Source organism: Exiguobacterium sp. s48, from assembly GCF_018617395.1.
Taxonomy (GTDB): Bacteria; Bacillota; Bacilli; order Exiguobacteriales; family Exiguobacteriaceae; genus Exiguobacterium.
Genome location: NZ_JACSKC010000008.1, coordinates 1 through 12,423, shown reverse-complemented (window position 1 = coordinate 12,423; position 12,423 = coordinate 1). Strand labels below are relative to the sequence as shown.

Below are 12,423 nucleotides of genomic sequence, written 5' to 3'. Positions count from 1 at the left end.
GAGGTGGTGGGATTCGAACCCACGCAGGCTGTTACACCCCTGACGGTTTTCAAGACCGTTCCCTTAAACCACTTGGGTACACCTCCAAAAGATATAAAATTGTGTGAGCCTCCAAAAAAGAAATGGAGGAGGTGGTGGGATTCGAACCCACGCAGGCTGTTACACCCCTGACGGTTTTCAAGACCGTTCCCTTAAACCACTTGGGTACACCTCCAAAGCTCATATGCAATTCATGAGCAACAGTGTCGCTCGACATGATTTATAGTACCAACTGAAGAGACAGATGTCAAACCCTTTTGTGAAAAAACATTAAAAAAATTGAGCAACCTCAAAATCGAGGCTGCTCAAGCGTTTAGTTCGGCATTTCAATCTTTTCTTTTCCACCCATGTAAGGACGAAGGACTTCTGGAATCACGACCGATCCATCCGCTTGTTGATAGTTTTCCAAAATCGCTGCGACCGTCCGACCGACAGCTAATCCTGAACCGTTCAACGTGTGCACGAACTCCGGTTTCGCATTGGCATCACGACGGAAACGAATTCCCGCACGACGCGCTTGGAAATCTTCAAAGTTTGAACAAGAAGAAATCTCACGATAGACCCCTTGTGCCGGCATCCATACTTCAATATCGTATTTTTTCGCCGCAGTGAATCCGAGATCTGCCGTACACATGCTGAGCACTTGATACGGAAGACCAAGACGTTTCAACACTTCTTCGGCATGACCTGTCAACAACTCCAATTGCTCATAAGACTCTTCCGGTTTCACGAAGCGGACGAGCTCGACTTTATTGAATTGGTGCTGACGGATCAAACCGCGCGTGTCACGTCCCGCTGACCCGGCTTCAGAGCGGAAGTTCGCGCTGTATGCTGTATATGCGATTGGAAGCTGTGCTTCCGGAAGAATTTCTTCACGGTGCATGTTCGTGACCGGTACTTCAGCCGTCGGAACGAGGAAGTAGTTCGTATCTGCTACTTTAAAAGCATCCTCTTCAAATTTAGGAAGCTGACCCGTCCCTGTCATTGAATCACGATTGACCATGTAAGGTGGTAATACCTCGGCATATCCATGCTCATCTGAATGAAGGTCCATCATAAAGTTGATGAGGGCACGTTCTAAGCGAGCACCTAATCCTTTATAGAAAACGAAGCGGCTACCTGTTACTTTTCCTGCGCGCTCGACATCGACGATTTGAAGATCTTCCATCACGTCCCAATGTTGTTTCGGCTCGAAATCAAAATCAGGTTTCGTCCCGATTTCACGAATCGTCACGTTATCATCTTCCGTTTCTCCGATTGGAGTTGATTCATGCGGGATGTTTGGGATGCTGAGTAAGATCAAGTTAAGCTCTGCCTCAACTTCGCGTAACTCTTCATCCAATAGTTTGATTTCATCACCGAGGCGGCGTGTCTCTAAAATCGGACCTTCCGCATCTTCTTTGTTCCGCTTCAATTCAGCGATTTGTTTTGTCGCTTCGTTGCGCTTCGCTTTCTTCACTTCCACTTCGTTGATCAAGTCACGGCGTTTCTCCTCTAGTTGTGGGAAACGGTCAAGTGCACTCAAGTCTTCCCCTCGGTGTGCTAACTTTTCTTTAATTCCTTCAAAATCCTGTCGCAAACGTTTAATGTCTAACATTGCTATTCCTCCTTTTTCATATAAAAAAGGTGGTTCGTCCCTTTCCCGTAGGAAAGGGACGAACCACCTTGGATCCGCGTTGCCACCCTCGTTGCTCAAACAATTGAGCCACTCGATGCACGTAACGTGTGCAAACGTGACCTGTTTCCAAGTCAATGCTCCGAGGCCGATTCGGTTACACCATCTCACTAGTTCACACCAACCACTAGCTCTCTGTCAGTAGATGTACATAACGTACTTATTCTCATCATCGCATCTGTCATTGAATTAATCTTACTTTACAACATCTGTTCTTGTTCGACAAGACTGATTTTTCCAAGTGCAAGTCGAATTTGATCGAGGAAATCCAAAAAAGCTCGCGTTATTCTCGTCAAGAATGAAGCCGTATCGATGGAATCTGCTGTGACTAGTGTCACCTTCGGGGGAACTTCCCCTTCTAAATAACGAACGTGTTCCGAAGAATCGATGGTGACCACGCCTGCTTGCGTATCCATTTTGACCGGGGCCTTTAAATCGAGTAATTCAACTTTTACCTCAGGAACAGGTTTTCCTTTCTCGACTAACACTTCAAAGTCATTCGTCGTTCGAACTTCCACGTGTTCTTCCTCACCTTTTGAGACCGACGCCATTTTCGAAACGGTCTCACCCGTTCGCAAAATCGGGGTCATGACGAAATCTGTATACGCATAGTCATGTAACGCTTTCGTTGCGGCGTACCGTCCTTCATCCGATGTCGCACCTAATACGACCGAAAGAACAGTTCGCCCATCTCGCGTTGACACGCCGACAAAACAATACCCAGCTTCGTTTGTCGTTCCCGTCTTAAAGCCGAGCATCCCTGGATAAGCGAGGTCGCGACCAGTCAACATACGGTTCGTCGCATCGAATCGAACTCCATCAACATCGACATACGTTCGCTTCGTCACGTCGAGCACTTCAGGATACGTTGATAAAAAAGCGATCGCTAGCTTCATCAAATCTTTAGCAGACGTCAAATTATCACCGGGTAAACCAGCCGATTCAGAATCGAGACCTGATGCGTTCGCAAACGTGGTTTGGGTCATCTCGAGTTCATCAGCCCGGCGATTCATTTCTTTGACGAATGCCTCTTCCGAACCCGATACGGCTTCCGCGAGTGTCACGGCTGCTTCATTTGCGGAGCGAATCAATGCGGCATCATACAATTCTTTAACGGTATATGGTTTATTTAGGAGCGGGATTCTTGCCAATCCCGGCTTTCTCGTGAGGGCAAGAGCGGCGTCACTCGGTGTGATTTCTTGTTTCCAACTGAGTTTCCCTGCTTCAATCGCTTCGCGTGTCAAAAATACTGTCATTAGCTTCGTGATTGAAGCTGGCTGCAGCATCGAGTCTTCTTGTTTAGCAAATAACACCTGACCTGTCGTCACGTCTACAAGCATCGCGCTCGCCGCATCCACTTTCGGTGTGGTTGCAGAGACAGCTGAAGGCAGGATTGCCTGCATGACGAAGACGAATGTGAGTAAGATGATGAAATAACGGGCCTTCACATCGTTTCCCCTTTCTATACGATTCTTGTTTCAGTGTAACAAAAAATAAGTTTGAAGGACCCCTTTTTTATGAGGTCCTCCAAACTTATGCATATTGCTTCTGATTTTCTTTCACCATCTCGATGAAATAGCGATGCAACGATAAATCTTCCGTCAATTCTGGATGGAACGAACAAGCAAGGTATTGGTTATAGCGAACGGCTACAATCGCTTCCTCCACTTCAGCGAGCACATCTACTTCCGGTTCAACTCGCGCCACTTGTGGGGCACGAATAAAGACCGCTTCGACTGGCTCATCGATTCCTTTTACTGGAAGATCGACTTCAAAACTGTCGACCTGACGTCCGAACGCATTGCGCTTTACTGTCATCGGGATTTTCTTCAAGTGCGCATCATAACCTTCGACTTCGTTCGCGAGAAGAATCATGCCGGCACATGTACCGAACATCGGTAACGTCTCCATGTTCCGAAGTGGTTCAAGTAATCCATACCGATCGAGCAGTCGACGCATTGCGGTACTTTCTCCACCTGGTAACACGAGTCCGTCGATTGACTCCAAGTCTTCTATCGAACGAACGACAACAGTTCGAGCACCTATCGCTTTTAGCATGCGAACATGCTCGCGAATCGCCCCTTGCATTCCTAATACGCCAATCGTCACCATGTTACCAGCCTCGTGGTGCCATGAGTTCTTCTTCTTTGAGCGTGCGGACATCGAGTCCTTTCATCGCCTCACCCAATCCTTTTGACAAGCTCGCAATCCGCTCATAGTCATCGTGGTACGTCGTCGCTTCAACGATGGCACGTGCGAATTTCTCCGGGTTCTCTGCTTTAAAGATTCCTGATCCGACGAAGACTCCGTCTGCTCCGAGGTGCATCATCAAGGCCGCGTCCGCTGGTGTCGCGATTCCACCTGCTGCGAAGTTTACGACCGGAAGACGGCCCGCTTCACGGATTTGCATCAATACTTCAAACGGTGCACCGAGGTCGCGCGCTTCTGTCATGACTTCATCCACACTCATCGACAAGAGACGTTTCACTTGCGCTTGTACGGTACGCATATGACGAACCGCCTCAACGATATTCCCTGTTCCTGGCTCCCCTTTTGTACGAATCATTGCTGCCCCTTCACCGATCCGGCGGGCTGCTTCACCGAGGTCGCGTGCCCCACATACGAACGGTGCCGTATAGTCGCGCTTGTACAAGTGGAACTCTTCGTCGGCTGGTGTCAATACTTCGCTCTCGTCAATGAAATCGACCCCCATCGACTCAAGGACACGTGCTTCAGCGATATGTCCGATTCGGCATTTTGCCATAACCGGTACAGATACCGCACCCATGACGTCTTCAATGATTGTCGGGTCGGCCATGCGGGCAACGCCACCCATTTTACGGATATCCGATGGTACACGTTCGAGCGCCATGACAGCTACAGCCCCGGCAGCTTCCGCAATCTTCGCCTGTTCCGCGTTGATAACGTCCATGATGACGCCACCTTTTTGCATTTCTGCCATCCCACGTTTTACTTTATCTGTCCCTACTTGTCTCTTTTCCATTGAAATCCCTCCATTGATTCGTGTTCTACTTGCTAGTATAAGTTGAATTGACTATATTAAAAGTGTCAGTTTCTTATTTTTTAAAGTGGTCAGTTTTTAAAAAAGGACTCTATTCCATCTGTCACGAACCTGTTGAAGTATAAAGGAGGAATATGTATGTTAAACCGTGATTCGTTCGATGGAGGTCATCGTGCCTCATTCGGTACACCCGGGATTGTCTCTTTCCTCATCATTCTTGGGTTTATGCTCTACTTCTTTTGGGGTTCATAAAGAAAGGAACATCACACCATGGACATGCTTACCTTATCGCTTGATCAAGAATCGTCCATCCCGCTTTACGAGCAATTGTATAAACATATTCGGGACGCCATTCTCGATGATACGTTAAAGACAGGAACGAAATTACCTTCGAAACGGAAGCTCTCTCAATTTTTAGATGTGTCGCAGACAACGGTCGAGTTCGCATATGCCCAGTTACTCGCCGAAGGATACATCGAATCCATTCCTCGAAAAGGATTTTATGTGTTACCACAAGAAGAGCTATACGTCCGGCGATCGAGCAGTACAATCACTCCCGCTCCACCGCCGAAGACGTATGAGTATGATGTTTCACCGAGTCAAATCGACACGACTGCCTTCCCCTTTGAGCGATGGAAGCGCCACGTCAAACATGTCGTCGATGACGTGCATCATGAATTCCTCGCGTTAGGTTCCGTTCAAGGAGACCTTGAATTGCGTCAAGAAATCGCCACGTATCTTTATCACTCCCGCGGCGTGCAGTGCTCACCGGAACAGATCATCGTCGGTTCGGGGACGGAACAACTGTTGCCCCAACTCTTGAATCTCTTACCTGACTCGTCCATCTTCGGTATTGAAGACCCCGGTTATCCGCTCACACGCTTGTTGTTCGAGCAACAAGGACGCACATCCATCCCGATTCCGGTGGACGATAGCGGCGTCTGTGTGAAGGAACTTGAACGTCATGCAATCGATGCACTATACGTGACACCCGCCCATCAATTTCCGACGGGGACTGTCCTATCTGTCAGTCGACGACAACGATTGTTGAACTGGGCGCTCGTCCATCAGACGTATATCATCGAAGACGATTACGACAGCGAGTTCCGCTATAGCGGCAAACCGATTCCGTCGCTTCAGAGCATGGACCCGAACGAACGGGTCATCTACATCAGTACGTTTTCAAAATCGCTCATGCCATCCTTACGCATTGGCTATATGGTCTTACCGACACCTTTGTTAAACCGTTATCGGGAACGACATCGTTATTTCACCTGTAGCGTTCCCCGATTCGAACAACAGACGTTGGCGTTATTCATGTCGAGTGGTGACTTTGAGAAGCATTTGAACCGGATGCGAAAAATATACCGTCGTAAGTTAGAAAGTGTCCTCGCTGCCTTCCGACCATTCGAACCGACCGTCACCGTGACCGGAGCCAGTGCCGGATTGCACGTTGTGTTGACCATCGCCACCGAGCGCACGGAGCAAGAATTGAAGCAGTCCGCCGAATCCGCCGGAATCGCCATTAAATCCATGAATGACTATCGCATCGTGCATCCAGATTCCCACAAGCAATTTCTGTTCGGATTTGCGCATTTGTCTGAGTCGACGTTACCTGACGTGATTGAGCAGTTGATGCTTGCGTGGGCAGTTGTAAAAGGAGGAAAGTCATGAATCCACGACTTCGATGGCTCATCGGGTTTTTGCTCATCGGGAGCGGCATTCTCTTACTGACAAGTTCGATTTGGAAAGATACGATCACCCGTTCCACTAGTGAATACGTAATAGAACATATGGAAGTACAGCCAGATGACGCATTTGAACCGAGTTATGATTTCGAGGCCGTCACGCCACTCTCGCTAAAAGATGTTTTAGAGGCGCGCAATCGATTTCATGATTTACCGACTATTGGTGTGATTTTCATTCCCGATGTTTCACTTAAACTGCCAATCATTCAAGGGCTAGATGATGAAAATTTGGCAGTCGGAGCGGGAACGATGCATCCTGACCAGCGAATGGGCGAAGGAAATTATGCACTCGCCGGGCATTATTTACGAAATGCGACCGCTCTATTCGGTCCACTCCATGAGATTGAGATAGGGACGACGATCTATCTTCAAGATGAAACGCAAACGTATGAGTACGTGGTCACTTCGCTTGAAACCGTCTCTCCTGAACGGGTCGATGTATTAGATGACACCTCCACCCCAATAATCACGTTAATCACGTGTACGTTCGATACGACAGAGCGCCTGATTGTCAAAGGAACGCTCGTCACTTCTTCAACCTAACCGTTTCTCCTTTTAATTCGGAGAGGCGGTTTATTATTTTTCCAAAAACATATTGTGAGCGCTTTCAAATTCCGCTAAACTATTTTTGAAAACGTTTGCATAAATTTGTGCAAATACATTTGACAGAAAGAGGTGCCTCATGAAAAAAACAACCGCTCGTCAGGCTTCAACGCTGATTCTTTCGGGTGCATTACTCATTCAAGCCGGTATCCCGATGAACGCATTGGCGGAACCGACCACTGTGACCATCGACGGATCGAAGACGGACTGGAGCTCGATCCCAGCCCTCGCGACTTCACCTGCTACGGGTTGGCAAGGATTTGATGTCGGTGATTTATACATACAAAACGACGCTCAACACCTTTATTTTTATGTAGATGCGAACAATGTCCCGAATTGGGGCGACAATGGCCAATACATTAACATCGCCCTTCAAATTAACGATGAAGATTCTGGCATTTCTAAAAATCCTCTCGGATACCCATTCGACTTTTCAGGTGTCGACAAGGCACCTCAATATCATATTCTCGTTCGTGTCGACGGCGATCAAAAAGTCAAAGAAGCGGCCCTCTATAAGGCCGGTCAGGACACGCCTCTCTTACAATTGAACCAATTGAACGGGGCGGCTTTCGCAGTGGACCGAACGAAAGGATTCGAAGGAAAGATTCCGCTCTCCTTACTCGGGCTAAACAACGGGGACCAAGTGCGTGCCTTGACTGTATTGAGCGGAAATAATGCGGGAGAGCATGGTGCATTCGATACGATTCCAAGTAACGCCGCAAACCAACTAGCAAACAGCTGGAACGTCGCTGCTACGCCGTCGACGCAATCTGTGTATAGTGCTCCCTTCACATTAAATGGGGTGGAGACGATTGATCAGCTTGAAGTCGTTTCGGTGACCCCGGCTTCATCCTCAATCGACGTGGATGTGTCTTCCCCAATCACATGGACGTTCAACGAACCCGTCCGTCTAGATGCTGAAGCAGTCACGCTACAACAAGGAGAAACGCAGATCCCGGTCGACGTGGTGACGAACGGAGCAACTGTTACAATCCAGCCGAAAGAGGCACTCGCTCTCGATACGTCCTATACGGCTACCATCCCAGCGGATGCGGTGACGGGGACACTTTCGAACACGACACTCCCTGCCTTGACGACAACGTTCAAAACAGCAACCAAAATCGCCGATCCGTGGGAAACGACTCGTTATATCGAGATGAAGTATGTTCGTGCGGATGGTGATTATACGGATTGGAACCTGTGGACATGGAGCACCGGCAAAAAAGACGGTCAAGTTGACCCGTATCGCATCACAGAGGACGGTGCCATCTTCCGAATCCCAGTCGGTCAAGACGCCACCAAAGTCGGGTTTGTCATCCGAAAAGGTACGGATTGGGCTGTGAAGGACGCTTATGGAGAAGACAGATACGTCACACTTGGAGAAGACCGTGTCACGAAAGTCATCGTCGAGAGCGGGAAAGGTGTGTTCCATCAAGTTCCGACAATCAACGGACCGGTATACGGTACCGATGGGATTAGTTTCTTCTATCGTGATGTAGCGCTCTATGAATCTGGAAAAATGGGCGATATCGAGAAGGTCGCACTCAAGATCAATGGGGAAACTTATCCGATGACGTATGAGCCTGACAACGAATGGTTCCGTCACACAGTACGTTTGCCTGAAGGCGTTCATGACTACACGTACCTCGTCACAAAAGACGGGGTGACGACTGAAGTGAAAGATCCGTATTTCGAGACTTCCCAGATCGAATATCGCCAACCGACCGTCAAACTCACTTCATCGGTCAGTCCAAAAGCGATTAGTTCCCGCGAAAATGCCGTCGTACGAGTGAAGCCAACCTTACCGAAGGGCGTGACGCTTCGTGAACTCTATATCGATGCACGACCTCTCGGTGGACCTGCCAAGCTCCATATCGATCGTGCACTGAATGCTCAAACCATCGCGGTGAAAGATACAGTCAAACCAGGAAATAAGACACTGTCTGTCACAGCCATTGACCAATACGGAAATGTCCATCGCTCGAAGACCACGATCCGTGTCGTTCCGAAAACGATGAAAGACAAACAAACCTTTGATTGGGATGAGGCAAGAATCTACTTCATGTTGACGGACCGTTTCTATAACGGGGACTTGTCCAACGACAACCCGAACCGTGAGTATTATGACCAAGACCACCCGGAATCATACCACGGTGGAGACTTTGCGGGTGTCACGAAAAAACTTGATTACTTGGATGATCTCGGCATCAATACCATCTGGGTGACACCGATTGTGGATAACATCGATTGGGATTTACGTTACGGAAAAGACGGGTCTCAATATGGGTATCATGGCTACTGGGCGAAAAACTTCGAGAAGCTCGATGAACATCTCGGCGACATGGCCGCATTCCACAAATTGATTGACGAGGCGCATAAGCGCGGCATCAAAATCATGGTCGATGTCGTCTTGAACCATCCAGGCTACGGCATGGAACCGGGCGCAAGTTCAGCTGTCACGAATTTCCCGACGGACGCAGAACGTCAAGTGTTCGATGGCATGATTCGGGAGAATCCGGTCGACGGGGATGACCTGAAGATGTCCTTGTCTGGTCTTCCTGATTTCAAGACGGAAGAAGCGGCCGTTCGAGAACAGTTGGTCAAATGGCAGACCGATTGGATCAAACATTCGAAGACGAAAAAAGGGAATACGATTGACTATTTCCGTGTCGATACGGTCAAACATGTGGATTCAACGACGTGGAAGTCATTCAAAAATGAGCTGACCACAATCAAACCAGATTTCAAACTGATCGGTGAACACTATGGAGCCAGCATCAACAATACAGGCGGTTATTTGAGAAGTGGGCAAATGGATTCCTTGCTCGACTTCGATTTTAAATACCAGGCCGAGCGATTCGTAAACGGCAACATTGAAGATGTAGAAAAAGCGCTCCAATACCGAAATAACCAATTATCGAATGAAGCAACGCTTGGACAATTCTTAAGTAGCCATGACGAAGATGGATTCCTCGTCTCGCGCGCAGGTGGAGACACAGGCAAGCAAATGGTCGCTGCTGCCCTTCAGATTACGGCAAAAGGTCAACCGGTCATTTATTACGGGGAAGAGGTCGGACAATCTGGGAAACATGCAGGGGATATGGATAAAGGCGAGTTCAACGAAAATCGCTATGATTTCGACTGGTCACGTGTCAAAGGGGAAGGAAAAGCGATGCATACGCATTACCAGAAATTGTTGAACATCCGTGCAGACTATTCTCACGTATTCAGCAAAGGAACACGTTCATCCGTCGCTGTGAGTGCTGCGTCTGGGTATTCAATCTTTGAGCGGGTCTACGGCAAACAGTCCGTTCTCGTCGGGTTGAACACGAAAGAGAAAGCCCAACAAGTCACATTTAAGACAGCGTACAAACCAAAAACGGTATTGGTCGACCGCTACAGCGGGAAAGCATACACGGTACAAAAAGACGGGAAAGTCACCGTCACGTTACCAGCCCAAGACCAGGGAGGTACCGTCATCCTCGTTGAAAAACGAAAATAATCACAAAACCGCCATCCTGAGTGAACAGGATGGCGGCTTTTCATTAACGTGAATAGTTTGGTGCTTCTTTAGTGATGTTGACATCGTGTGGGTGGCTCTCTTGGAGTCCAGCACCTGTCATACGAATGAACTGTGTGTCTTCACGAAGGGCACGAATGTCGGCAGCGCCGCAATACCCCATACCTGAACGAAGACCACCGATCAATTGATAGACCGTGTCAGCTAGTTCACCGCGATACGCGACGCGACCTTCGATACCCTCTGGAACAAACTTTTTGTCCGCTTCTTGGAAGTAACGGTCTTGACTACCACGTTTCATCGATGCTTCCGATCCCATACCACGGTACGTCTTGAATTGACGACCTTGGTAGATTTCCATCTCACCTGGACTCTCTTTCACACCTGCAAGCAAGCTTCCAAGCATGACTGCGTTGGCTCCAGCGGCGATGGCTTTGACGATATCACCAGAGTACTTGATTCCACCGTCAGCGATGACTGAGACACCGTGCTCTTTCGCTTCTGTCACACAGTCATAAACTGCTGTGATTTGTGGAACTCCGACACCAGCGACAACACGTGTCGTACAGATTGAGCCTGGTCCAATCCCAACTTTAATGACAGATGCACCTGCTTCAATCAATGCACGCGTCGCTTCAGCAGTTGCTACGTTTCCTGCGATGATTGGAAGTGACGGGAACATGTCACGTAACTCACGAACTTTTTCAAGTACGCCTGCTGAGTGTCCGTGTGCCGTATCGATGACTAATGCATCCACACCTGCTTCAACTAACACTTGAGCACGTGAAGCCGCATCTTTCGTGACACCGACTGCAGCTGCGACAAGAAGACGGCCTTGCTTATCTTTAGCAGCGTTCGGGAACTGTTCGACCTTTTCGATATCTTTCGTCGTAATGAGACCTTTCAATACGCCGTTCTCATCGACAAGTGGAAGTTTCTCGATACGATGTTGATGAAGGATACGTTCAGCTTCTTCAAGCGATGTACCCACTTTTGCTGTGATGAGGTTCTCTGTCGTCATGACATCTTTGATCACCGTCGAATAGTCTTTAATGAAGCGAAGGTCACGATTCGTTAAGATACCGATCAATTGACGTTCTTCTTCTGAGTTGACGATTGGGACACCCGAAATACGATACTTACTCATCAAGTATTCTGCATCATATACTTGACGGTCTGGAGTTAAATAGAACGGGTTTGTGATGACACCATTTTCTGAGCGCTTTACGCGATCGACATGCTCAGCCTGCATTTCCATCGACATGTTCTTATGGATGACACCCAGACCACCTTGACGAGCCATAGCAATCGCCATTGGGGCTTCTGTGACGGTATCCATGCCGGCACTGATGATTGGAATATTTAATTCGAGTCCTTCACAGAGCTTCGTGCTTAAATCAACGTCACGGGGTAAAACATTTGAAAATCGTGGTACGAGTAATACATCATCAAATGTTAAACCTTCTTTTGCAAACTTATTTTCCCACATAAAAATTGATGGCCCCTTTCTCGTTCTACCTACATCTTTGTTTCGAAATATTTCTGTAATGGTAACAGGTATAACGTAAAAGTGCAATTCAATTCCCGATGTTCAGAAAGTTCAGAATTGTGTTCATTCACTCAAATAACATGCAAATTGTTCGGAATTTCACCGTGTAGACGGATAGAACATGGAGCTCGGTTTCATTATGTACGTAAAAAAACGACCGAGCGTATGCTCGGTCGTCCTGCGTTGTTGCCTGGCAACGTCCTATCCTCACAGGGGGAGATCCCCCAACTACTTTCGGCGCTGAGACGCTTAACTTCCGTGTTCGGC

Annotated in this window: 8 protein-coding genes, 2 tRNA genes, 1 rRNA gene and 1 other annotated feature; of the genes, 3 read left to right on the top strand and 8 right to left on the bottom strand. The window is 48.2% G+C overall.

Annotated elements, in window-relative coordinates; genetic code table 11:
• The 6 genes from KNO66_RS14660 to pdxS all read right to left on the bottom strand — a co-directional run bounded on the left by KNO66_RS14660 (position 1) and on the right by pdxS (position 4,718).
• Positions 1-86, bottom strand: a tRNA-Ser gene (locus tag KNO66_RS14660).
• 37 nt (positions 87-123) lie between these two features.
• Positions 124-214 (bottom strand) — tRNA-Ser (locus tag KNO66_RS14655).
• A gap of 138 nt (positions 215-352) precedes the next feature.
• Positions 353-1,636, bottom strand: a complete 1,284-nt coding sequence (gene serS, locus KNO66_RS14650) for a serine--tRNA ligase (RefSeq protein WP_214743130.1) — start codon at positions 1,634-1,636, stop codon at positions 353-355.
• A 51-nt stretch (positions 1,637-1,687) separates the two neighbouring features.
• Positions 1,688-1,896, bottom strand: a binding site (T-box leader).
• An 18-nt stretch (positions 1,897-1,914) separates the two neighbouring features.
• The gene (locus KNO66_RS14645; RefSeq protein WP_214743129.1) at positions 1,915-3,162 is read right to left on the bottom strand and encodes a D-alanyl-D-alanine carboxypeptidase family protein; all 1,248 of its coding nucleotides are present in this window, start codon (positions 3,160-3,162) and stop codon (positions 1,915-1,917) included.
• A gap of 85 nt (positions 3,163-3,247) precedes the next feature.
• Positions 3,248-3,826: a pyridoxal 5'-phosphate synthase glutaminase subunit PdxT gene (gene pdxT, locus KNO66_RS14640; RefSeq protein ID WP_214743128.1), complete on the bottom strand. Its 579-nt coding sequence runs from the start codon at positions 3,824-3,826 to the stop codon at positions 3,248-3,250.
• Position 3,827: 1 nt separating this feature from the next.
• Positions 3,828-4,718 carry a pyridoxal 5'-phosphate synthase lyase subunit PdxS gene (gene pdxS / locus KNO66_RS14635; RefSeq protein WP_214743127.1) on the bottom strand — a complete coding sequence of 297 codons (891 nt, stop codon included), beginning with the start codon at positions 4,716-4,718 and terminating at the stop codon, positions 3,828-3,830.
• Positions 4,719-5,006: 288 nt separating this feature from the next.
• Here pdxS and pdxR point away from each other — a divergent pair, with 288 nt between their 5' ends.
• The 3 genes from pdxR (at position 5,007) to KNO66_RS14620 (ending at position 10,589) form a co-directional block, all read left to right on the top strand.
• Positions 5,007-6,410: a MocR-like pyridoxine biosynthesis transcription factor PdxR gene (gene pdxR / locus KNO66_RS14630; RefSeq protein ID WP_214743126.1), complete on the top strand. Its 1,404-nt coding sequence runs from the start codon at positions 5,007-5,009 to the stop codon at positions 6,408-6,410.
• A complete protein-coding gene (locus KNO66_RS14625; RefSeq protein WP_214743125.1) occupies positions 6,407-7,027 on the top strand; it encodes a class A sortase in 621 nt (206 codons plus the stop codon). Before pdxR ends, KNO66_RS14625 begins: the two co-directional genes overlap by 4 nt.
• 139 nt (positions 7,028-7,166) lie before the next feature.
• Positions 7,167-10,589 carry an alpha-amylase family glycosyl hydrolase gene (locus KNO66_RS14620; protein ID WP_214743124.1) on the top strand — a complete coding sequence of 1,141 codons (3,423 nt, stop codon included), beginning with the start codon at positions 7,167-7,169 and terminating at the stop codon, positions 10,587-10,589.
• Between the two features lie 43 nt (positions 10,590-10,632).
• Here the strand turns inward: KNO66_RS14620 and guaB are convergent, their stop codons facing one another.
• Together guaB and rrf are read right to left on the bottom strand one after the other, a co-directional pair.
• The gene (gene guaB / locus KNO66_RS14615; protein WP_078145949.1) at positions 10,633-12,096 is read right to left on the bottom strand and encodes an IMP dehydrogenase; all 1,464 of its coding nucleotides are present in this window, start codon (positions 12,094-12,096) and stop codon (positions 10,633-10,635) included.
• Between the two features lie 248 nt (positions 12,097-12,344).
• A 5S ribosomal RNA gene (rrf, locus tag KNO66_RS15045) occupies positions 12,345-12,423 on the bottom strand; the annotation flags it as partial.

Excerpts from the sequence above, each read along its gene's own strand:
- serS (WP_214743130.1), bottom strand. The coding sequence starts at position 1,636 with ATGTTAGACATTAAACGTTTGCGACAGGATTTTGAAGGAATTAAAGAA.
- pdxT (WP_214743128.1), bottom strand. The coding sequence starts at position 3,826 with ATGGTGACGATTGGCGTATTAGGAATGCAAGGGGCGATTCGCGAGCAT.
- pdxS (WP_214743127.1), bottom strand. The coding sequence starts at position 4,718 with ATGGAAAAGAGACAAGTAGGGACAGATAAAGTAAAACGTGGGATGGCA.
- pdxR (WP_214743126.1), top strand. The coding sequence starts at position 5,007 with ATGGACATGCTTACCTTATCGCTTGATCAAGAATCGTCCATCCCGCTT.
- KNO66_RS14625 (WP_214743125.1), top strand. The coding sequence starts at position 6,407 with ATGAATCCACGACTTCGATGGCTCATCGGGTTTTTGCTCATCGGGAGC.
- KNO66_RS14620 (WP_214743124.1), top strand. The coding sequence starts at position 7,167 with ATGAAAAAAACAACCGCTCGTCAGGCTTCAACGCTGATTCTTTCGGGT.
- guaB (WP_078145949.1), bottom strand. The coding sequence starts at position 12,096 with ATGTGGGAAAATAAGTTTGCAAAAGAAGGTTTAACATTTGATGATGTA.